Consider the following 19,102-nt stretch of genomic DNA (forward strand, 5'->3'; position numbering starts at 1 on the left):
CGGCCCTGGCCGGCATTCCAGGGAAGCCGACTCAGTCGAACACCACCGTCTTGTTGCCGTGTACCAGTACGCGGTCTTCCAGGTGATAGCGCAGTCCGCGCGCGAGCACCAGTTTTTCCACATCCTTGCCCAGCCGCACCATGTCTTCGACGTTGTCGCGGTGAGTGACCCGCACCACGTCCTGCTCGATGATCGGACCGGCATCCAGTTCCTCGGTCACGTAATGGCTGGTCGCGCCGATCAGCTTGACCCCGCGCTTCGACGCCTGGTGATACGGCTTGGCGCCGATGAAGGACGGCAGGAAGCTGTGGTGGATGTTGATCACCTGGTGGGCGTACTTGCGGCACAGGTCCGGCGGCAGGATCTGCATGTAGCGAGCCAGGACGATGCAGTCGGCGCCATGTTCGTCGATCAGCCGGGAAACTTCATCGAAGGCCGGCTGCTTGTCCTGCGGATCGACGGGAACGTGGAAATACGGGATGCCGTGCCACTCGACCATGCTGCGCAGGTCGTCGTGGTTGGCGATCACGCAGGGAATCTCGCAGTCCAGTTCGCCGCTGTGCCAGCGGTGCAGCAGATCGGCCAGGCAATGGGACTCCTTGCTGGCCATCAGCACCACGCGCTTCTTCACCTCGGAATCGGTGATTCGCCATTCCATGGAGAATTCGCGGGCGATCGGGGCGAAAGCCTGGCGGAAGCCATCCAGGTCGAACGGCAGAGAGTCGGCACGGATCTCGTGGCGCATGAAGAACCAGCCGTTATCGTTGTCGGAATGATGGCTGGCTTCGGTGATCCAGCCATTGTAGGTGGCCAGGAAGTTACTCACCTTGGCAACGATCCCGACCCCGTCGGGACAGGCGATCACCAGCCGAAAAGTGCGCATGGGTATACTCCAGAAACATCGCGAAAGGCCGCCATTCTAGCGGCATGGCGGGAAAAGTTCAGCCTCGGCGAAGGTCTTTCGACAGGCTGTTGCGCGAGAGAATAAACCCGCACAACAGGGCAATCCCGATGCGGAATTAATTACTTTGAATTTCATCGAGAAAAGTTTTCATCGCGGTTTACTTACAGTTTCGCCCTGACTATTATTGAATCTACTTACATGCCCGCCACCGCCACTCAGCACAGACAAGGTACCTGACATGTCCCTGATCAACGAATATCGCGCCACGGAAGAAGCCATCAAGGAACTTCAGGAGCGCCTGAAGTCCCTGGAACAAGACGACAAACTGAAAAAAGAACTGGAATTCGAAGAGAAGCTGCGCACGCTGATGGGCACTTACCAGAAGTCCCTGCGTGACGTGATTTCCCTGCTCGATCCGGACGCCAAGATCGGCAAGAGCACCCGCACCGCCAAGGCGCCTGCCGGCAAGCGCGCGCGCAAGGTCAAGCAGTACAAGAACCCGCACACCGGCGAAGTCATCGAGACCAAGGGCGGCAACCACAAGACTTTGAAAGAGTGGAAAGCCAAGTGGGGCCCCGAGGCCGTCGAGAGCTGGGCCACCCTGCTCGGCTAAACCAGTCAGTTCCACGAAGAACGCCAGCCCAGTGCTGGCGTTTTTCATTTCCGCCGGATTGTATCGGCTCCTCTGCCTGCGCCCTCAAGTCTCCAGCGAATAGCGTTGACGCAGTTCCGCGGCGTAATCGCGCCAGGCCGCAAGTACCGCCGGCAATGTGCCGCCCTGCTCTTGCCGACAAGCCTCCAGCGCCGCCTCGAAGGCCGGCAAAGTATTCGGTGCGCCGTATTCTTCATGGGACAAACGATTGCGGCAGAAGCTTTCCCATTGTTGGCGCTCGGCCACATTTAAAGTTTCCGGGAAATTTCGCGCACGATAGCGGAAGAACAACTCCTGCAAACGGGCATCGTCGAAGGGCCATTGTTCTTTGGCCAATTGCTCCGGTTCGGCAAGGCGCAGCTGTTCACAAAGGCGTCGATCCCGATCGCCAATAAATCCGTCATACAACTGTTGCTCGGGGTCGTCGCTGGCGGAGAAACTTTCTTCGCCATATAGCGCTGTCAGTTTGTCCGCCCAGACGGTTTGATGCTGGCGCAACAGCTCGGCTTTTTGCTGGCACTCATCGAGTTCGATGCCGGTTCGCTGGCGATCCTCGGCGCGCAATACCGACAGCGGCGCCACCACCGGGCAACGGTTGACCTGGATCTGCTTCAGCGGCACCGGCAACTCGCCCTCGGCCAGTTCGTCGCGACGGGTATACAGGCGCCTGCGCAAGTCCTCGGCCGACAACTCCAGCAGCGGCGCGGGATCGGCGCAGAGGTCGCAGACGATCAGAGCATTGCGGTTGCGCGGGTGCCAGGCCAGCGGCAGGGCCACCGAGAGGAAATGGCGCTCCGCGGAAAAGCGTCCGGAGACATGCACCAGCGGCTGCAGCAGGCGCACCTGGTCGAGCACCTTGTGCTTGCTGCGCAACTGGTAGAGGTAATCGTACAGGCGCGGCTGGCGCTGACGGATCAGGCGGGCCAGGGCAATGGTGGCGCGGACATCGGAAAGCGCGTCGTGGGCCTGCCCATGCTCCAGGCCGTTCGCCGCGGTGAGCATTTCCAGCTTCAGCGACAGCCGGCCGTCCAGCTGCGGCCACTGGATGCCCTCCGGGCGCAGGGCATAGGCGGTACGGACCATGTCGATCAGGTCCCAGCGGCTATTGCCGCCTTGCCACTCGCGGGCGTAGGGATCGAAGAAGTTGCGGTACAGGCTGTAGCGCGTCACTTCGTCGTCGAAGCGCAGGGAGTTGTAGCCGGCCACGCAGGTCGCCGGCTGCGCCAGCTGGGCGTGTACCCGGGTCATGAAGTCGGCCTCGGACAGCCCCCGCTCGGCCAGCCGCTGGGGAGTGATGCCGGTGATCAGGCAAGCCATAGGGTGGGGCAGGATATCGTCGCTGGGACGGCAATACAGGTTCATCGGCTCGCCGATCTCGTTCAGCGCCTCGTCCGTGCGGATCCCGGCGATCTGCAACGGCCGGTCGCGGCGAGGGTCGATGCCGGTGGTTTCGTAGTCGTACCAAAAAATACTCGCGTTCACGGTCATTCCCTTTCTGGCGGCACCGGGCAGTCTACCAGTGACTGCCGCGAAGCTCGCGACCCACTTCGGGGATTTCCAGGTTTTCCAACGAACTCACGGAAAGCGCCGTAGGCACGGCCCGCCAGGGCGCGTCAGTGCGCATATCTGCCATCCGAACCTTGCGTTGTCCCCTCCGCCCTCGCTAGCATTCCGCTCGCACGGATGCCCGTTTCACTGACAAGGACAGCACCATGAACGACACCAGCAATCCCTACGCCACCCCCGCCAGCGCCCTGCAACCGACCCAGGCGGTGCCGCCGGTCATCGGCGACTACGACTTCCGCATCGGCGACGTGATCAGCGAAGCCTGGGCCAAGATCAAGGGCGTCAAAGGCATCCTGATCGGCGCCTTCGTGGTCTACAGCGTGGTGATCCAGACCATCACCTTCATCCTCACCCTGCTCTTCGGCGGTATCGGCCTGATGAGCGAGGCCGATCCCATCGCCTTCGCGGTCGGCCAGATGATCGCCAGCCTGGTCGCCACGGCGGTGGGCTACCCGTTCTTCACCGGCCTGACCATGATCGGCATCCGCCGCGCCGCCGACCAGCCGGCGACCTTCAACGAAATGTTCAACTACTTCGGCATGCTGGTGCCGCTGCTGCTCACCGGCCTGCTGATGATGCTGATGGTCTACGTCGGCTTCTTCCTGCTGATCATCCCCGGTCTCTACCTGAGCGTCGCCTACATGCTCGCCCTGCCGCTGGTGGCCGAGCGCGGCCTGACGCCCTGGCAGGCCCTGGAAACCTCGCGCAAGGCCATCAGCCGCCACTGGTTCAAGGTGTTCGGCCTGCTGCTGGTGCTGAGCCTGCTGATGCTGGTGAGCATGATCCCGCTGTTCATCGGCCTGATCTGGACCGGCCCGCTGTTCGTCGTCTCCATGGGTATTCTCTACCGCACCATCTTCGGCGTTCGCCCACTGGGCAACTGAGGTGCAGACCGGGCCGTCGCGGCGGCCCGGTTGCCTGATGACGCCACGCTGGCTAGCATCTGACTTTCCCCGACACGGCCCCCCGATGCCACCGAACGCAGCCGCTCGCCTCGTCGCGCCCGCCTCCCGGCCAGGCGCCGAGGTCCTCGACACCCACTACCACGTGGAAACGCCGGAAGGCATCGACCTGCTCCTGCGTCCCGCCGGCGTCGTCCCCCGGGCCCTGGCCTATACCATCGACCTCTGCATCCGCGGCCTGATCATGCTGGTGCTGATGCTCGGCCTGGCGTTCCTCGGCAAGCTCGGCGCCGGCCTCGGCCTGCTGCTGACCTTCATCATGACCTGGTGGTACATGGTCCTCTTCGAGGTGCTCAACCAGGGCCGCTCGCCCGGCAAGCAGATGATGGGACTGCGCGTCGTCCACGACGACGGCACTCCGGTGGGCTGGGCCGCGTCGCTGCTGCGCAACCTGCTGCGCTTCGCCGACATCCTGCCCTTCGGCTACGCCCTCGGTCTGCTCTGTTGCCTGAACCATCCGGCCTTCAAGCGCCTGGGCGACATCGCCGCCGGCACCCTGGTGGTCTACCGCGAACCCGAACTGAGCCGGCCCAGCCTGCCTGACGTCGAGCCGCAACTGCCGCCCTTCCCCATGAGCCTGGAAGAACAGCGCGCCTTCCTCGGTTTCGCCGAACGCGGCGCGGCGCTTTCCTCGGCACGCCGCGAGGAACTGGCGGGCATTCTCGCCGAACCGCTGGGCGTCGAGCCGGTACGCGCCCAGGCCGAGATCAACGGCATCGCCCGCGGCTTTCTCGGCCTGCGTCAGGAGAGCGCATGAAACAGAGCCTCTTCGAACAGCGCCACCAGGCCGCCTGGCAACGCTTCGACAAACGCCTCGCCTTCCTCGAGAAAGGCAAGAAGCTGGAAGGCTCCAGCGACGACTTCGCCGCCGATTACCGGCGCCTCTGCCAGCAACTGGCGCTGGCCCAGGAGCGCGGCTACAGCAGTCACCTGATCGACCAGTTGCAGCAACTGGCGATGCGCGGCCACCAGCAGTTCTACCGGCACCGCAGCCACCTCGGCAGCCGCATCCTCGGCTTCCTGCTCGCCGGCCTGCCGCGCCTGGTCCGCGAGGAATGGCGCAGCATCGCCGTGGCCAGCCTGCTGTTCTACGGCAGCGCCCTGCTCATGGGGCTGCTGGTCTATCACTTTCCCGACCTGATCTACAGCGTGGTCAGCCCGGACAAGGTCAGCGAGATGGAGTCTATGTACGCCCCGGAAACCACCCGCCTGGGTCCGTTGGGGGCACGCGACACCAGCGACGACTGGGAAATGTTCGGCTTCTACATCATGAACAACATCGGCATCGCCTTTCAGACCTTCGCCAGCGGCGTGCTGCTGGGACTCGGCAGCCTGTTCTTCCTGCTGTTCAATGGCCTGATGATCGGTTCGGTGGCCGGCCACCTGACGCAGATCGGCTACGTGCAGACCTTCTGGCCGTTCGTCATCGGCCACGGCGCGTTCGAACTGACCGCCATCACCTTCGCCGGCGCCGCCGGCCTCAAGCTCGGCTGGGCGCTGCTCGCGCCAGGTCGCCTGACCCGCGGCGAAGCCCTGCGGCTGGCCGCCCGGCGCAGCGTGCAACTGATCGCCGGGGTGATCGTGCTGTTGCTGCTGGCGGCCTTCACCGAGGCCTATTGGTCTTCCATCAGTCATTTCGAGCCGCGGGTGAAGTACGCGGTCGGCGCGGTCCTCTGGCTGCTGGTCGGCAGCTACTTCCTGTTCGCCGGACGGAGCCGCCATGCGCCTGACTGACGCCAGCGTGGCGATCCGCCCGCGCAGCGCCTGGGAAGCGCTCGACCTCGGCATCCTCCTGGCGCATCGCCATGCGCGCCTGCTGATGGGCAGTTGGGCGTTGCTGACCCTGCCGCTGTTCGCCGTGCTCAGCCTCCTGCTGTGGCAGCATCCGACCCTGGCGATCCTGATCTTCTGGTGGCTCAAGCCGGCCTTCGAACGGCTGCCGCTGTACATTCTCTCGCACGCCCTGTTCGGCGATACGCCAACCCTGAGGCAGGCCCTGCGCGCCTATCCCGCCCTGCTGAGGAAGCAGTTGCCGGCCAGCCTGCTGTGGCGCCGCTTCAGTCCGACGCGCAGCTTCGACCTGCCGGTCCTGCAACTGGAAGGGCTCGCCGGGGAGCCCCGCAGCCAGCGCCTGATCGTATTGTCCCAGCGCAACGCCGGCGGCGCGACCTGGCTGACCGTGGTCGGCGTGCACCTGGAAATGGCGCTCTGGGCCGGCTTCGCCATGCTTCTCTACCTGCTGATCCCGGCGCAGAACGAGATCGACTGGAACTGGCAGAGCCTGCTCGACCCGGAAGCCGGCGAGTGGCTCTGGCTGGAGCACCTGTCGAACCTGCTCTACGTCCTGGTGCTGGTAGTCTGGGAGCCGATCTACGTGGCCTGCGGCTTCACCCTCTACCTGAACCGGCGCACCGAACTGGAGGCCTGGGACATCGAGCTGGTGTTCCGCCGCCTGCGCCAGCGTCTGGTCGGCAGCGCCTATGTCCTGCTGCTCGGCCTGACCGCTTCGCTGGCCTGGCTGCCCGCCCCTTCCGCCTACGCCGAGCCGGCGGCCGCCACCAGCGCCGGCGAAGCCGAGCTGCCGCCCGAGCAGGCCCGCCTGCTGCGGCAGAAACTCAACAGCGAACAGGCCGGCAAGCAGATCCGGGCGATCGTCGACGGCGCGCCGTTCAAGAACAGCGAGACCGTTACGGGCTGGCGCTTCGGCGACAAGACCGAGAAAAAGGACAGCCGCAAGGAGGACGAAGAGCGGCTCAAGGCATTCTTCGAGGCCCTGGCCAACTGGGTGCCGTTCCGTCACGCGGCGCAGGTCATCGAAGTGCTGCTCTGGGCGCTGCTGTTCAGCGCGGTGTTCCTGCTGGTCTGGCGCTACCGTGAATGGCTGCGCCTGTTCGTCGGCAACCTGGGCTTGCCGCAACGGGCCCGCCGCGAAGCGCCGACGGTGATGTTCGGCCTCGATCTCAGTCCGGAAAGCCTGCCCGACGACATCGCCGGCAACGCCGAACGGCTCTGGAACGAGAAACCACGGGAAGCCCTCGGCCTGCTCTACCGCGGGCTGCTCAGCCGACTGCTGCATGACTACCGCCTGCCGTTGAAGGGCTCCCATACCGAGGGCGAGGTCCTGCGTCTGGTCGAAGGACTGGAGCAACAACGGCCGCTGCTGCACTACAGCCAACTGCTGACCGCCCAATGGCAGGCGCTCGCCTACGGCCACCGGCTGCCGGCCGACGACGCTCGCCAGCGCCTCTGCGACGGCTGGCGCAGCCTTTTCGCCGCGGGAGCCAAGCCATGATGAGCCGGCGCGCGCGCTTCCTGCTGCTTGCCGTGCTCCTGCTGCTGGCCGGGCTGCTGGCGATCTTCCTGGCCAGCCGCCTGCAACCCTATACGGAGACGATCGACCTCGGCCCATCGCCGGAGGCCCGGCGCAATCCCTACCTGGCCGCCGAACTGTTCCTGCGCAAGCAGGGGGTCACGGTGAGCCGCGCCGACGGCCTTGAGGTCCTCAAGGAACTGCCGCCCTCCGGGCATACCCTGCTCCTGCTCGGCAGCCGCTCCGGCATGACTCCCGGCCAGGCTCGCCGCCTGCTGCAATGGAGCGAGCAGGGCGGGCATCTGGTGCTGATCGCCGAACGCCTGTGGGACGAGGACGAGAAGAAGAGCGGCGACCTGCTGCTCGACAGCCTGGATATCCGCCAGTACCTGACCGAGGACTTCGACGACAGCCAGGACCGGGCCAGCGAGGAAACCGCCGACGCCGACGCCGACGAAGGTAGCGTCGACGACCATGCGACCGAAGCGCCGCCGGAGGAAGCCGCCGGCGAGGAAGAAGAGCCCGCCGACAGCGTGCCGGACTATTCCGCACTGACCCGCCTGTACCTGGAAAACGAGCGCTCGCCGGCCTACATCGGCTTCGATCCCGACTACCACCTCTACGATCCGCAGAACCACGCCTACGCCTGGGCCAACAGCGGCGACGCCACCCACCTGTTGCAGATGCAGCACGGCAAGGGCCTGGTCACGGTGCTCACCGACGCCTGGATCTGGCAGAACCGCAACATCGAGCAGTACGACAACGCCTGGCTGCTCTGGTACCTGACCCAGGACAACCAGGTGACCCTGCTCTACCGCGCCGAACGCGACAGCCTCGCCACCCTGCTCGCCCGCCACTTCCCCGAGGCCCTGGCGGCAGCGCTGCTGTTGTTGCTCGCCGGCCTGTGGCGCGCAGGGCTGCGCCAGGGTCCCTTGCAGCCGGTGGCCAGCCGTTCGCGCCGGCAACTGGAGGAACACCTGCGCGCCGGCGCCGACTTCCTCCTCCGCCAGCGCGGCCACGTTGCCTTGCTGCACGGTCTGCAACGCGACATCCTGCGCAGGGCGCGGCGTCGCCACCCCGGTTTCGAACAGCTCGGCGTCGCCGAGCAATGGCAGATCCTCGGGCGCATGACCCGCCTGCCACCCAGCGCCATCAGCCAGGCCATGCGCCCATATCCGGCGCAGCGCCTTTCCGCTGCCGACTTCACCCGCCAGGTCGCCCACCTGCAAAGCCTCAGGAATGCCCTATGAGCGAACAGACGCCCGAACAACCGAGCACCGCGCCCAACCCGGCGCTCCAGCGCCAGCGCGCCAGCCAGCTGGCCCAGGCCCTGCGCAGCGAACTGCAGAAAGCCCTGATTGGCCAGGGCGCGGTGATCGACGATGTGCTCACCGCGTTGCTCGCCGGCGGCCACGTGTTGGTGGAAGGCGTGCCGGGGCTCGGCAAGACCCTGCTGGTACGCGCCCTGGCGCGCTGCTTCGACGGCGGCTTCGCGCGCATCCAGTTCACCCCCGACCTGATGCCCAGCGACGTCACCGGCCACGCCGTATACGACCTCGCCAGCGAGCAGTTCAAGCTGCGCAAGGGGCCGGTGTTCACCCACCTGCTGCTGGCGGACGAGATCAACCGCGCGCCGGCCAAGACCCAGGCCGCCCTGCTGGAAGTGATGCAGGAGCGCCAGGTCACCCTGGAAGGACGCGCCCTGCCGGTGCCGCAGCCGTTCATGGTGCTGGCGACGCAGAACCCGATCGAGCAGGAAGGCACCTATCCGCTGCCGGAAGCCGAACTCGACCGCTTCATGCTCAAGCTGCGCATCGATTACCCGGCCGAAGCCGAGGAACAGACCCTGGTGCGCCAGGTGACCCGCTCCGCGCGCAGCGACATGCTCGACGTGGCCAACCTGCGGCCGCTGCTGAAGGACAAAGACGTTCTCGCCCTGCAGCGGATCGCCAGCGACCTGCCGATCGACGACCAGGTCCTCGACTATGCCGTGCGCCTGGCCCGCACCACCCGCAACTGGCCGGGCCTGGCCCTCGGCGCCGGACCTCGCGCGTCGATCGCCCTGGTCCGTTGCGGCCGGGCGCGGGCGCTGTTGCGCGGCGGCGAGTTCGTGGTGCCGGACGACATCAAGGGCTGTGCCCTGGCGGTCCTGCGCCATCGGGTCCGGCTGTCTCCGGAGCTGGACATCGAGGGGCTGTCGGTGGACCAGGTCCTGCAACAGTTGCTCGACCAGGTACCGGCCCCCCGCGTATGAAGCCATCGCGCGCCCTGCTGGCGCTGTTCGCCGCGCTCCTGCTGCTGGCCATCGGCCTGGGCAGCCTGTCGGCGCTCGGCCAGCGGTTGCCTGCGCAACTGCATACATTCTGGTGGGCGGCGCTCGCCGCGCTGCTCCTGCTCGGCCTGCTGGACGCCCTGTGGGCACGCCGCCAGCCGGTGCCGAAGCTGAGCCGCCAGCTCAGCGGCAACCTGCCGCTGGGGCGCTGGAGCGAAGTGCGCCTGCATCTGCAGCACACCTATCGGCGTCCGGTTCGCCTGACCCTGTTCGATCACCTGCCGGCCGGTATGGATTTCGAGTACCTGCCGCAGGAGGTCGAACTGCGCCCGGGCGAAAGCACCGAGGTCGGCTACCGGGTGCGGCCGCTCAACCGCGGTCACTTCGTGTTTCCCCGCTGCGAGCTGGAACTGCCCAGCCCGCTGCGCCTGTGGCGGCAGCGCCGCTACCTGGAAGCACGTGGCGAGACCCGCGTCTACCCGGACTTCGCCCGCCTCTACGGCGCCGAACTGATGGCGGTCGACCACTGGCTCAACCAGATCGGCGTACGCGGCGGCCAGCGCCGCGGCCTCGGCCTGGAGTTCCACCAGTTGCGCGAATTCCGCGACGGCGACACCCTGCGCCAGATCGACTGGAAGGCCACCGCTCGCAAACGCACGCCGATCGCCCGCGAATACCAGGACGAACGCGACCAGCAGATCCTCTTCCTGCTCGACTGCGGCCGCCGCATGCGTAGCCAGGACGGCGACCTGTCGCACTTCGACCATGCCCTCAACGCCAGCCTGCTGCTGGCCTACGTGGCCCTGCGCCAGGGCGACGCGGTGGGCGCCATGACCTTCGCCGGCGACGACCGCCGGCATCTCCCGCCGGGCAAGGGCAGCGCCCAGCTCGGCGCGCTGCTCAACACCGTCTACGACCTGCAGACCAGCCAGCGTCCCGCCGATTTCCCGGAAGCCGTGCAGGCGGTGCTGTCCCGCCAGCGGCGGCGGGCCCTGGTGATCCTGGTAACCAACCTGCGCGACGAGGACGACGAAGAACTGCTCGGCGCGGTGAAACGCCTGGGCCGCCAGCACCGGGTGCTGGTCGCCAGCCTGCGCGAGGAAGTGCTCGACACCCTGCGCCACGAGCCGGTCGCCCGCTACGAGCAGGCGCTCGCCTACACCGGCACCATCGACTACCTGAATGCGCGCAACGGCCTCCACGAGAAGCTCGCGGCCCACGGCGTGCCAGTGCTCGATGCGCGTCCCAGCGAACTCGGGCCGGAGCTGATCAGCCGCTACCTGGGCTGGAAGCGCGCCGGCGTGCTTTGACGGATCAGACCGACTGCGGCTGGCGGGGGAAGCTGAAGTAGCGGCGCAGCGCCTCCACCAGTTCGAGGAATTCGGCGGGCGGCGCCAGCAGATGGAAGCCGGAATCGAAATGACCGGGCGTGACGTCCTCGCAGGTCCACCGGCAGTCGGCGGAAAAATCGATGCATTGCGGGCGACCGCCCAGTCCCGGAACCTTCAGGCGCAGTTCGAAACGCGCGCCGACCAGCATCGGCAATTGGCTGATCAGCAGCAGGCCGTCCTCGGAGACGTTGCCGATGTAGCCCATCGGCTTATCGGTGATGCGATTGAACACCTTCAGGTAGCTGGGCAACTGATGGCGCTGGATATGTCGTTGAAGACCCATAATGGCATTTCGCTATAATTTGCAGTCCAGTATGACGATGCCGGCGCTCGGGGAACAAGCTCAGCGGCAGCGTTCGGACTCCCGCGAGGCCAGTTCGCGACGAATGGCGTCCAGCTCGGCATCGCTCAGATAAACCGGCCCGCCGCCGGCGTCCTGCCGATAGAAGCGGCCGCCGCGTTCGAGCTGGGACAACTGTTGCCGCAAGCGCCCGCATTCCTCGGCCAGCGCCGCCTGGCGCTGGCCGGCACGTTCGGCGGCGGCGGTGCGTTCCTCGCGACGAGCATCGAAATACTCCTGGGTGCGCTGCTCGCGCTGGCGGGTCGCGGCGTCACGTTCCACCACCTGCGGCCTGACTTCGACGCGTTGCGCGCCGGCCGGTGGCGTGGCGGAGAAGTGTACCTTGCCCTGGGCATCGGTCCAGCGATAGATGTCCGCCTGCGCCAGCACGGGCATCAGGGCGACACAGAACCACAGGGCACGCATGCGAACCTCCTCCGTGAAATCCAGGGCGAAGCTTACCGGATAGACCGGTGTCCCATGCGACCGACGGTCAGCCTGAACGCCCGTCCAATCCCTCCCGGCCGCCTACAGGCGGGTCGGCACGGCGCTGGCCGAGGCCGGCGTCTCGCTCAGCCGGCCCAGCTGGCGCAACGTCTCCAGCCGCGCCTTGGCACGGTAGGCATATTCGCTGGTGGGGTAACGGGCGATGATGAAGTGGTAGGTCTGCGCCGCGTCGACGAACAGGCTCTGGCGTTCCAGGCACTGGCCGCGCAGCAGCGAGATTTCCGGCTGCAGGTAGGGCCGCGCGCGAATCCGCCGTTCGGCCCGCGACAGGTCGAGCATCACCTGTGCGCAATCGCCTTTGTCGTAGGCGCGGTAGGCCCCGTTCAGGTCGCTGTTCAGCGACCAGCTGTTACAACCGGTGGCACTCAGCGCCAGGCAGGCAACGATCAAGCTTCGCATAGGCATATCCTCCGTTGGGAACTGTATCGGCGCGTATTGGCGTGACTGAAGGGCCTGACTAGACTGGGATGCCCCTCGCCCTGGCGCCAAGGAGATGCCATGCGCTTCGCCCGCCGTCTCGTCCTGCTCCCGTTGCTGTCGCTGCTGGCCGCCTGCTCGCCGACCACGCCGCTGTTCGTCGCCCAGGTGACCACTGGCGAAGTCGCCGAATACAAGCAGATGAAGAGCAACCGCATGACCGCCGCCATCGAGGAGGAAGGCGACCTGCTGACCTACAGCGCCATGGCGATCCGCGACAACAGGAGCGCCGAGGCGGAAAAGCTCTACCTCACCGGCTACGACAATCGCCGCTACAGCGCCGAGGTGCGCGGTATCTCGCTGTACCAGATCGGCCTGATCTACATGAGCCGCTACAACGACCAGCGCGACGACGCCAAGGCCACCGACTACTTCCAGCGCGTGGTCCGCGAGTTCCCCGGCACCCACGCCGCCGAGCATGCCCAGGCGCGCCTGCTGGCAATGCGCCAGCGGGCCAGGGAGCCGGTGCAGAAGAGCGCTCGCGAATTGCTCGCCACCTGGAAGCCACAGCAGAACCTCGATCTCTACAAGACCAGCCTCGACCCGGACATGACGCTGCTGTCGCGCCGCGCGGTGCTCAAGGATCGGGTCGACGAAGCCGCCGAGCTCTACCTGCTGGCGGTCAACGATCCGGCGATTCCTGCCGGTATAAAGGAAAAAGCCCTCTACCAGCTCGGCCTGATGTACCTGGCGCCGGACAACCCGCACCCGAACCGCGACAAGGCCATCGAATACCTGCGTCGCCAGTTGCTCGACTATCCTGAAGGCGAATTGTCGAACAAGGCCGGCCGGCACCTCGACCAGGCGCTCAACGTGCAACCTCGCTGATCCCCGCCGGACTGACCCAGATCAAGCGCCCGTCGCGGCGCCTGGTCTGCAATGGCATTCCCGCCCAATGCCAGGAGCGTTGCCATGAACCTGCATAACCTGCTGGTGGTCGTCGACCCGAGCAGCGACGAACAGCCGGCCCTTACCCGTGCCCAGTGGATCGCCGAACGCAGCGGTGCCAGCGTCGAGTTGCTGCTGTGCGACTTCAACCCGGCGCTGGACGGCGGGCTGTTCTTCGACAGTCACTCGCTGCAGCGTGCCCGCGACCTTTACCTGGACGAACGGGTCACCTGGCTGGAGCAGCTTTCCATGCCGCTGCAGCAGGCCGGCATCCGCACTCAGGTCGAGGCCCAGTGGGGCAAGCCGCTGGACCGGATGGTCCTGCAACGGGTCGGCGAAACCCGGCCCGACCTGGTCCTCAAGAGCACCCGCAAGCACAACCTGCTGCGCCGCCTGCTACTGGGCAACAGCGACTGGCAATTGATCCGCCACTGCCCGCAGCCGCTCTGGCTGGTCCATCACGACGCCTGGCGCGGCCAGCGCCTGTGCGCGGCGCTCGACCCGCTGCATGCCAGCGACAAGCCGGCCGCCCTCGATCACCGGCTGATCGCCGCCGCCCGCCAGCTCGAAGCCAGCCTGGGGCTGCGCGCCGACTACCTGCATACCCACGCGGCGTTGCCGCGCAGCCTGCTGTTCGACGCGGAAATGCTCGCCGGTTACGAGCGTTTCGTGCTGCAACATGAGGAACGTCACCGCCAGGCCTTCGACGACCTGCTGGCAGCCTACCCGGAGATCGCCGCGGAGCGCCGCCACCTGCTGGCCGGCTATGCCGAGCAGGCGATCCCCGACTTCGTCCGGGCCAACGACATCGACCTGCTGCTGATGGGCGCGGTCGCCCGGGGGCACCTGGACAACGCGCTGATCGGGCAGACCGCCGAACGCGTCCTGGAGGAGGTGGAATGCGACCTGCTGGTGCTCAAACCGACAAATGACATCTGATGCAGATAGTATGACTCCGCAGTCGCCGCCGAGCCTCGCCGGTGGTAGCCTGCACGCCAGCGTTATCCAAGGAGTCCTTTGCATGTCCGTTCGCCGCACCAAAATCGTCGCCACCCTCGGCCCAGCCAGCAATTCCCCGGAAGTGCTGGAGCAACTGATCCTGGCCGGGATCGACGTCGCCCGCCTCAACTTCTCCCACGGCACCCCCGATGAACACCGCGCCCGCGCCAGGCTGGTGCGCGAACTGGCGGCCAAGCACGGCCGCTTCGTCGCCCTGCTCGGCGACCTGCAAGGACCGAAGATCCGCATCGCCAAGTTCGCCAACAAGCGCATCGAATTGCAGGTCGGCGACAAGTTCCGCTTCTCCACCAGCCACGCCCGCGACGCCGGTACCCAGGAAGTGGTCGGCATCGACTACCCGGACCTGGTGAAGGACTGCGGGGTCGGCGATGAACTGCTGCTGGACGACGGCCGGGTGGTGATGGTGGTCGAGGAAGTCGCCGCCGACGAACTGCGCTGCCGGGTGCTGATCGGCGGCCCGCTGTCCGACCACAAGGGCATCAACCGCCGCGGCGGCGGTCTCACCGCGCCGGCGCTGACCGACAAGGACAAGGCCGACATCAAGCTGGCCGCGGACATGGACCTGGACTACGTGGCCGTTTCCTTCCCGCGCGATGCCAAGGACATGGAGTACGCCCGCCGCCTGCTCACCGAGGCCGGTGGCAAGGCCTGGCTGGTGGCCAAGATCGAGCGCGCCGAGGCGGTCGCCGACGACGACGCCCTCGACGGCCTGATTCGTGCCAGCGACGCGGTGATGGTGGCCCGTGGCGACCTCGGCGTGGAAATCGGCGATGCCGAGCTGGTCGGCATCCAGAAGAAGATCATCCTGCACGCTCGCCGCAACAATAAAGTGGTGATCACCGCGACCCAGATGATGGAGTCGATGATCCACAGCCCGATGCCGACCCGCGCGGAAGTCTCCGACGTGGCCAACGCCGTGCTCGACTACACCGACGCGGTGATGCTCTCGGCGGAAAGCGCCGCCGGCGAGTACCCGGTGGAAGCGGTGAAAGCCATGGCCCGCGTCTGCCAGGGCGCCGAGAAGCACCCGACCAGCCAGAAATCCAGCCACCGCCTCGGCCAGACCTTCGACCGCTGCGACGAGAGCATCGCCCTGGCGTCGATGTACACGGCCAACCACTTCCCGGGGATCAAGGCGATCATCTGCCTGACCGAAAGCGGCTTCACCCCGCTGATCATGTCGCGCATCCGCTCGTCGGTACCGATTTACGCCTACTCCCCGCACCGCGAGACTCAGGCTCGCGTGGCGATGTTCCGCGGCGTGGAAACCATCCCCTTCGACCCGGCGGCGCTGCCGGCGGAGAAGGTCAGCCAGGCCGCGGTCGACGAGTTGCTCAAGCGCGGCGTGGTGACCAAGGGCGACTGGGTTATCCTGACCAAGGGCGACAGCTACACCGCCCAGGGCGGCACCAACACCATGAAGGTGCTGCACGTCGGCGACCTGCTGGTATAAGCGCACGTCGCGGCGGATAACGCCCGCGGCGTTATCCGCCCTACGGACCGGCGCTCCGCTGGCCCAACCTGGTGTAGGGCGAATAACCGCTACGCGGTTATCCGCCGTTTCAGCCGCATCGCGGCGAATAACGCCTGGGGCGTTATCCGCCCTACGGACCGGCGCTCCGCTAACTCAACGTGGTGTAGGGCGAATAACCGCTACGCGGTTATCCGCCGTTTCAGCCGCATCGCGGCGAATAACGCCTAGGGCGTTATCCGCCCTACGGACCGGCGCTCCGCTAGCCCAACCTGGTGTAGGGCGAATAACCGCTACGCGGTTATCCGCCGTTTCAGCCGCATCGCGGCGAATAACGCCTGGGGCGTTATCCGCCCTACGGATCGTCGCTCCGCTGGCCCAACAGCGGTGTGCTCAGGCGAACCTGGAGAAATCCGGCTGGCGCCGGTGCATGAAGGCGCTGAGCGCCTCGATCGCCTCGGGCGAGCGCAGTCGGGTACTGAAGATATCGCCTTCCTCGGCGATCACCCGGCGAAGCTCCTCGATAAACGGCGCTTTCATCAGGCGCTTGCTCTCCACTACCGCCGAGGGCGCCAGGTGCAGGAAGCGCCGGGCCGCATCGCGGGCGTGCTCCAGCACCGTGGCGCCATCCTCCAGCGCCGCATTGGCCAGGCCCCAGGCCGCCGCCTGCTCGCCGCTGAAGTCCTGGCCGAGCATCAGCAATTCCGCAGCCCTGGCATGACCGAGCATGCGCGGCAGGATCAGGCTCGAGCCGAACTCCGGTGTCAGGCCGAGGTTGACGAACGGCATCTTCAATCGCGCATTGCGACCGACGAAGACCAGGTCGCAATGCAGCAGCAGGGTGGTGCCGATACCCACCGCCGGTCCGTTCACCGCGGCGATCACCGGCTTGGGGAATTCCAGCAGGGCGCTCATGAAGCGGCCGACCGGGCTGTCGCGCAGGGATGGCGGTTGCTCGAGGAAGTCGAGGATGTCGTTGCCGCTGGTGAAGCAGGCATCGCCGCCAGTGATCAGCACTACCCGCACAGCCGTATCGGCCTGCGCCTCCAGCAGCGCCTCGGCCATCCGACTGTACATCGCGCGGGTCAGCGCGTTCTTCTTGTCCTGGCGGTCCAGGCGCAGGGTCAGCAGCCCCGCTTCGCGTTCGACCCGAATCAGCTCGCTCATCGTCACTCCAGGGATGCGGCGCAGGGCCGCGGCAATGGCTGCAAGGCACCGCCACCGCGCCGCGTCAGGCGTGGGGCAGGAACAGGTCCGCCAGGGTCTGGCTACGCGGTACGCCGGCCAGGTAGAGATGCCGGGCGAAGCGTTCGACGCTGGCGGGTTGGCCGCAGAGTAAGGCCATGCTGCGCCGCGGAACAAGGCGGAGATCGGCCAAGGCAGAGGGCAACTGCGCCGCCGACACCAGGTTGACGCGCACTTGCGGATGACGCCCGGCCAACTCCGCCAACTCGCTCGCCAGGTAGTGGTCGCGCGCCAGGTGCAGCAACTGGATCGGCGCCTGGTGTTCCGCGCGCAAGGCCTCGCGAAGTATCCCCCAGAGCGGCGCCAGCCCGGTACCGGCGGCCATCAGCAACAGCGGTCGCTCCTGCCAGTCCGGCTCGTAGCGCAACGCCCCGCCGCGCAACTCGCCCAGACGCAGGAGCGCGCCAGGCGCCAGGCGCCGGGCGCGGTCGCAGAACGCGCCGGGAGCGCTACAGTCGATGTGGAACTCCAGCCATGGGTCCTCGTGAGGCAGGCTGGCCAGCGAATAGGGACGCGCCACGCCATCGTCGCTCCACAGCAGCAGGTGCTGCCCGGCGCGATAGCGCAAGGGCCGCTCCGGCTCCAGGCGCAGGCGCAGCACATCGCCCAGCCAGTGGCAGGCTACGACCCTGGCCGGCAGCCCGTCGCGCTCAGGATCGAAAGGCTGCAACACGAGGTCGCCGAGCACCCGGCACTGACAGGCCAGCCGCCAGCCCGCTTCGCGCCGTGCCGGATCGAGCGCCTCCGGGAGGGTGTCGTCCACCTCGCCCTGCAGGCAATGCACCAGGCAGGCGTGGCAACTGCCGGCGCGGCAGCTATGGGGCACGGCGATGCCGCCGGCGAGCAGCGCATCCAGCAGGTTGCTGCCGGCGGCGACGGCAAGGCGTCGCTCGCCGACCCGTATGTCAGGCACTGGTGACCTCCCAGGTGGCGTCGCAGCGGTTTCGTCCGCCGCGCTTGGCACGGTAGAGCGCCTGGTCGGCCCGCTGCAAGGCCTCGTCGAGATCGTCGTCGGCATACAGCAGGGTCATGCCCACCGAAAGGCTCAGGGTATCCACCGTGACCCCGACCGGTTCCGCCTGTTGGAACGCCAGGCGCAGGCGCTCGCAACAGCTTTCCAGCTGTTCCGCGTCGGCGTGGGGCAGCAGCAGGACGAACTCCTCGCCGCCGTAACGGGCCAGGACGTCGCCATCGCGCAGACAGGAACGCGCCACCGCGGCGAAGGTCTGCAGGACCCGATCGCCGGCGGCGTGGCCGTGGCGGTCGTTGATCCGCTTGAAGTGATCGAGGTCGATCAGCGCCAGGCCGTGCTGCCGGTTCGGCAGCAGGTCTTCCAGCGCCCGGCTGGCCATGCGCATGAAATGCCGGCGGTTGAACAGACCGGTGAGTTCGTCGGTGGCCACCAGGTCTTCCAGTTGGCGCATCATGCCGCGCAGCGTGTCCTGGTGCGCCTGCAAGGCATAGCGGCGCTGGCGCATGCGTTGCCGCATCGCCTGTATGTAGCTGGCGAACAGGCTCAGCCAGACCATTACGATGAACATCACGAGCACCTGCAATGCAGCCCGGCCCGGTAGCTCGAGACGCTGCTGCAAGGCCTCTACCAGGTAGATGCCGGAAAAAGCGATGAACGCCAGCGCCGCACAGCGGGCGAAGACCCGCGGCGGCAGTTGGAACACACCGAACAGCAGGGCCAGCACGTAGAACACCATGAAGGTGCCGCGCAGGCTGTCGACGTGGTAGAGGAAATAGGTCAGCCAGGCGATCGCCACCAGCACCTGCGGCTCGGTCAGGCTGGGATCGGCGTAACGCAGGTTGCGACCGCTGGCGAACAGCCAGAGGAAGGCCAGTTGGCAAGCCACCACCAGGGTGGTGCTGGCCGCCGCGGTGGTCGGCGCTGCGCGGTAGAAGCCGCTGAGTAGCGCCAGCCAGAGCAGGACCAGGCCGAGCAGGTAGGTGCCTGCGGCCATGCCGAACCGGCGGAGCAAGAGCTTTTGCAGCGCACGCTGTTTCAGAGGAGGCTTGTCTGTGCGCATGGGCTCCGTCCCGTAATGGCACCTGGCCGCAATGTACCCTGCCCCCTGCGGGTTGCCTAGTCGA

At 66.7% G+C, this 19,102-nt stretch carries 19 protein-coding genes; 11 read left to right on the top strand and 8 right to left on the bottom strand.

Translation table 11 applies throughout. The features are described 5' to 3' along the window. Positions 1-31: 31 nt before the first annotated feature. Positions 32-883, bottom strand: a complete 852-nt coding sequence (gene purU / locus ACM0M4_RS24315) for a formyltetrahydrofolate deformylase (RefSeq protein ID WP_003101174.1) — start codon at positions 881-883, stop codon at positions 32-34. A gap of 259 nt (positions 884-1,142) precedes the next feature. On the opposite strand from purU, the gene mvaT reads away from it, so the two are divergent. After that, positions 1,143-1,517, top strand: a complete 375-nt coding sequence (mvaT, locus tag ACM0M4_RS24320) for a histone-like nucleoid-structuring protein MvaT (RefSeq protein WP_003093888.1) — start codon at positions 1,143-1,145, stop codon at positions 1,515-1,517. A gap of 84 nt (positions 1,518-1,601) precedes the next feature. On the opposite strand, the gene sbcB is transcribed toward mvaT, so the two are convergent. Beyond that, positions 1,602-3,044 carry an exodeoxyribonuclease I gene (sbcB, locus tag ACM0M4_RS24325; protein ID WP_010793818.1) on the bottom strand — a complete coding sequence of 481 codons (1,443 nt, stop codon included), beginning with the start codon at positions 3,042-3,044 and terminating at the stop codon, positions 1,602-1,604. A gap of 224 nt (positions 3,045-3,268) precedes the next feature. On the opposite strand from sbcB, the gene ACM0M4_RS24330 reads away from it, so the two are divergent. The 7 genes from ACM0M4_RS24330 to ACM0M4_RS24360 are packed head-to-tail and all read left to right on the top strand — an operon-like array spanning position 3,269 to position 10,976. Beyond that, on the top strand, positions 3,269-4,006 hold the full coding sequence (locus tag ACM0M4_RS24330; protein WP_003101171.1) for a hypothetical protein: 738 nt from the start codon (positions 3,269-3,271) through the stop codon (positions 4,004-4,006). A 37-nt stretch (positions 4,007-4,043) separates the two neighbouring features. Beyond that, positions 4,044-4,841: an RDD family protein gene (locus tag ACM0M4_RS24335; RefSeq protein WP_003123273.1), complete on the top strand. Its 798-nt coding sequence runs from the start codon at positions 4,044-4,046 to the stop codon at positions 4,839-4,841. Further along, positions 4,838-5,818, top strand: coding sequence for a stage II sporulation protein M (locus tag ACM0M4_RS24340; protein WP_003093893.1), 981 nt, complete (start codon positions 4,838-4,840; stop codon positions 5,816-5,818). Before ACM0M4_RS24335 ends, ACM0M4_RS24340 begins: the two co-directional genes overlap by 4 nt. Beyond that, positions 5,805-7,376, top strand: coding sequence for a DUF4129 domain-containing protein (locus ACM0M4_RS24345; protein WP_003120854.1), 1,572 nt, complete (start codon positions 5,805-5,807; stop codon positions 7,374-7,376). The genes ACM0M4_RS24340 and ACM0M4_RS24345 overlap by 14 nt, the downstream gene beginning before the upstream one ends. Continuing rightward, positions 7,373-8,644 carry a DUF4350 domain-containing protein gene (locus tag ACM0M4_RS24350; RefSeq protein ID WP_003101165.1) on the top strand — a complete coding sequence of 424 codons (1,272 nt, stop codon included), beginning with the start codon at positions 7,373-7,375 and terminating at the stop codon, positions 8,642-8,644. The genes ACM0M4_RS24345 and ACM0M4_RS24350 overlap by 4 nt, the downstream gene beginning before the upstream one ends. Further along, positions 8,641-9,648 carry an AAA family ATPase gene (locus ACM0M4_RS24355; protein WP_003093896.1) on the top strand — a complete coding sequence of 336 codons (1,008 nt, stop codon included), beginning with the start codon at positions 8,641-8,643 and terminating at the stop codon, positions 9,646-9,648. Before ACM0M4_RS24350 ends, ACM0M4_RS24355 begins: the two co-directional genes overlap by 4 nt. Further along, positions 9,645-10,976 carry a DUF58 domain-containing protein gene (locus ACM0M4_RS24360; protein ID WP_031755326.1) on the top strand — a complete coding sequence of 444 codons (1,332 nt, stop codon included), beginning with the start codon at positions 9,645-9,647 and terminating at the stop codon, positions 10,974-10,976. Before ACM0M4_RS24355 ends, ACM0M4_RS24360 begins: the two co-directional genes overlap by 4 nt. 4 nt (positions 10,977-10,980) lie before the next feature. Here ACM0M4_RS24360 and ACM0M4_RS24365 read toward each other — a convergent pair whose 3' ends face one another. The 3 genes from ACM0M4_RS24365 to ACM0M4_RS24375 all read right to left on the bottom strand — a co-directional run bounded on the left by ACM0M4_RS24365 (position 10,981) and on the right by ACM0M4_RS24375 (position 12,309). Beyond that, positions 10,981-11,340: a PilZ domain-containing protein gene (locus tag ACM0M4_RS24365; RefSeq protein ID WP_003093898.1), complete on the bottom strand. Its 360-nt coding sequence runs from the start codon at positions 11,338-11,340 to the stop codon at positions 10,981-10,983. Positions 11,341-11,400: 60 nt separating this feature from the next. Next, positions 11,401-11,823 (bottom strand): DUF4124 domain-containing protein, encoded by a 423-nt coding sequence (locus ACM0M4_RS24370; RefSeq protein ID WP_003093901.1) that lies wholly within the window; start codon positions 11,821-11,823, stop codon positions 11,401-11,403. Between the two features lie 102 nt (positions 11,824-11,925). Further along, positions 11,926-12,309 carry a tetratricopeptide repeat protein gene (locus ACM0M4_RS24375; RefSeq protein WP_003120855.1) on the bottom strand — a complete coding sequence of 128 codons (384 nt, stop codon included), beginning with the start codon at positions 12,307-12,309 and terminating at the stop codon, positions 11,926-11,928. Between the two features lie 93 nt (positions 12,310-12,402). On the opposite strand from ACM0M4_RS24375, the gene ACM0M4_RS24380 reads away from it, so the two are divergent. The 3 genes from ACM0M4_RS24380 to pyk all read left to right on the top strand — a co-directional run bounded on the left by ACM0M4_RS24380 (position 12,403) and on the right by pyk (position 15,742). Then, positions 12,403-13,209 (top strand): tetratricopeptide repeat protein, encoded by an 807-nt coding sequence (locus tag ACM0M4_RS24380; protein ID WP_003101159.1) that lies wholly within the window; start codon positions 12,403-12,405, stop codon positions 13,207-13,209. An 84-nt stretch (positions 13,210-13,293) separates the two neighbouring features. Continuing rightward, positions 13,294-14,208 carry a universal stress protein gene (locus ACM0M4_RS24385; RefSeq protein ID WP_010793816.1) on the top strand — a complete coding sequence of 305 codons (915 nt, stop codon included), beginning with the start codon at positions 13,294-13,296 and terminating at the stop codon, positions 14,206-14,208. A gap of 82 nt (positions 14,209-14,290) precedes the next feature. Further along, positions 14,291-15,742 carry a pyruvate kinase gene (gene pyk / locus ACM0M4_RS24390; RefSeq protein WP_003093930.1) on the top strand — a complete coding sequence of 484 codons (1,452 nt, stop codon included), beginning with the start codon at positions 14,291-14,293 and terminating at the stop codon, positions 15,740-15,742. A gap of 411 nt (positions 15,743-16,153) precedes the next feature. On the opposite strand, the gene ACM0M4_RS24395 is transcribed toward pyk, so the two are convergent. The 3 genes from ACM0M4_RS24395 to ACM0M4_RS24405 form a co-directional block, all read right to left on the bottom strand. Next, positions 16,154-16,927, bottom strand: a complete 774-nt coding sequence (locus ACM0M4_RS24395; protein ID WP_003101155.1) for an enoyl-CoA hydratase — start codon at positions 16,925-16,927, stop codon at positions 16,154-16,156. A gap of 64 nt (positions 16,928-16,991) precedes the next feature. Next, positions 16,992-17,918 carry an iron-sulfur-binding ferredoxin reductase gene (locus ACM0M4_RS24400; protein ID WP_003101153.1) on the bottom strand — a complete coding sequence of 309 codons (927 nt, stop codon included), beginning with the start codon at positions 17,916-17,918 and terminating at the stop codon, positions 16,992-16,994. Then, positions 17,911-19,038, bottom strand: coding sequence for a GGDEF domain-containing protein (locus ACM0M4_RS24405; protein WP_003101151.1), 1,128 nt, complete (start codon positions 19,036-19,038; stop codon positions 17,911-17,913). Before ACM0M4_RS24405 ends, ACM0M4_RS24400 begins: the two co-directional genes overlap by 8 nt. Between the last annotated feature and the right edge of the window lie 64 nt (positions 19,039-19,102).

Source organism: Pseudomonas sp. 18-147 (assembly GCF_051048045.1).
GTDB classification, from domain to species: domain Bacteria; phylum Pseudomonadota; class Gammaproteobacteria; order Pseudomonadales; family Pseudomonadaceae; genus Pseudomonas; species Pseudomonas aeruginosa.

Bases quoted from the DNA above. Each gene is read 5' to 3' on its own strand.
- purU (WP_003101174.1), bottom strand. From the start codon at position 883: ATGCGCACTTTTCGGCTGGTGATCGCCTGTCCCGACGGGGTCGGGATC.
- mvaT (WP_003093888.1), top strand. From the start codon at position 1,143: ATGTCCCTGATCAACGAATATCGCGCCACGGAAGAAGCCATCAAGGAA.
- sbcB (WP_010793818.1), bottom strand. From the start codon at position 3,044: ATGACCGTGAACGCGAGTATTTTTTGGTACGACTACGAAACCACCGGC.
- ACM0M4_RS24330 (WP_003101171.1), top strand. From the start codon at position 3,269: ATGAACGACACCAGCAATCCCTACGCCACCCCCGCCAGCGCCCTGCAA.
- ACM0M4_RS24335 (WP_003123273.1), top strand. From the start codon at position 4,044: ATGACGCCACGCTGGCTAGCATCTGACTTTCCCCGACACGGCCCCCCG.
- ACM0M4_RS24340 (WP_003093893.1), top strand. From the start codon at position 4,838: ATGAAACAGAGCCTCTTCGAACAGCGCCACCAGGCCGCCTGGCAACGC.
- ACM0M4_RS24345 (WP_003120854.1), top strand. From the start codon at position 5,805: ATGCGCCTGACTGACGCCAGCGTGGCGATCCGCCCGCGCAGCGCCTGG.
- ACM0M4_RS24350 (WP_003101165.1), top strand. From the start codon at position 7,373: ATGATGAGCCGGCGCGCGCGCTTCCTGCTGCTTGCCGTGCTCCTGCTG.
- ACM0M4_RS24355 (WP_003093896.1), top strand. From the start codon at position 8,641: ATGAGCGAACAGACGCCCGAACAACCGAGCACCGCGCCCAACCCGGCG.
- ACM0M4_RS24360 (WP_031755326.1), top strand. From the start codon at position 9,645: ATGAAGCCATCGCGCGCCCTGCTGGCGCTGTTCGCCGCGCTCCTGCTG.
- ACM0M4_RS24365 (WP_003093898.1), bottom strand. From the start codon at position 11,340: ATGGGTCTTCAACGACATATCCAGCGCCATCAGTTGCCCAGCTACCTG.
- ACM0M4_RS24370 (WP_003093901.1), bottom strand. From the start codon at position 11,823: ATGCGTGCCCTGTGGTTCTGTGTCGCCCTGATGCCCGTGCTGGCGCAG.
- ACM0M4_RS24375 (WP_003120855.1), bottom strand. From the start codon at position 12,309: ATGCCTATGCGAAGCTTGATCGTTGCCTGCCTGGCGCTGAGTGCCACC.
- ACM0M4_RS24380 (WP_003101159.1), top strand. From the start codon at position 12,403: ATGCGCTTCGCCCGCCGTCTCGTCCTGCTCCCGTTGCTGTCGCTGCTG.
- ACM0M4_RS24385 (WP_010793816.1), top strand. From the start codon at position 13,294: ATGAACCTGCATAACCTGCTGGTGGTCGTCGACCCGAGCAGCGACGAA.
- pyk (WP_003093930.1), top strand. From the start codon at position 14,291: ATGTCCGTTCGCCGCACCAAAATCGTCGCCACCCTCGGCCCAGCCAGC.
- ACM0M4_RS24395 (WP_003101155.1), bottom strand. From the start codon at position 16,927: ATGAGCGAGCTGATTCGGGTCGAACGCGAAGCGGGGCTGCTGACCCTG.
- ACM0M4_RS24405 (WP_003101151.1), bottom strand. From the start codon at position 19,038: ATGCGCACAGACAAGCCTCCTCTGAAACAGCGTGCGCTGCAAAAGCTC.